1 protein-coding gene is annotated in these 230 nt (G+C 65.7%); it reads right to left on the bottom strand.

Annotation, left to right across the window (positions count from 1 at the left end; translation table 11 throughout):
- Positions 1–230: hypothetical protein (locus QCD70_RS19185; RefSeq protein ID WP_301219246.1), on the bottom strand; the 230-nt coding region annotated here is incomplete at both ends.

Consider the following 230-nt stretch of genomic DNA (forward strand, 5'->3'; position numbering starts at 1 on the left):
CGACGCACAGGCACCCACGGACCGTGCCAGCTTTTCCCCGGTCAGGGGCGATCGTGCGTCGACGAGGTCGGACGGAGTTCCTTGGAAGACCACGGTGCCTCCGTCGTGGCCGGCGCCGGGCCCGATGTCGAAGATCCAGTCGGCGTGAGCCATGAACGCCTGGTGGTGCTCGATGTCGATCACCCACTTTCCAGAGTCGACCAGCCGGTCGAGAAGGCCGAGCAACTGTT

Source organism: Agreia sp. PsM10, assembly GCF_030433855.1.
In the GTDB taxonomy this organism is placed as follows: domain Bacteria; phylum Actinomycetota; class Actinomycetes; order Actinomycetales; family Microbacteriaceae; genus Agreia.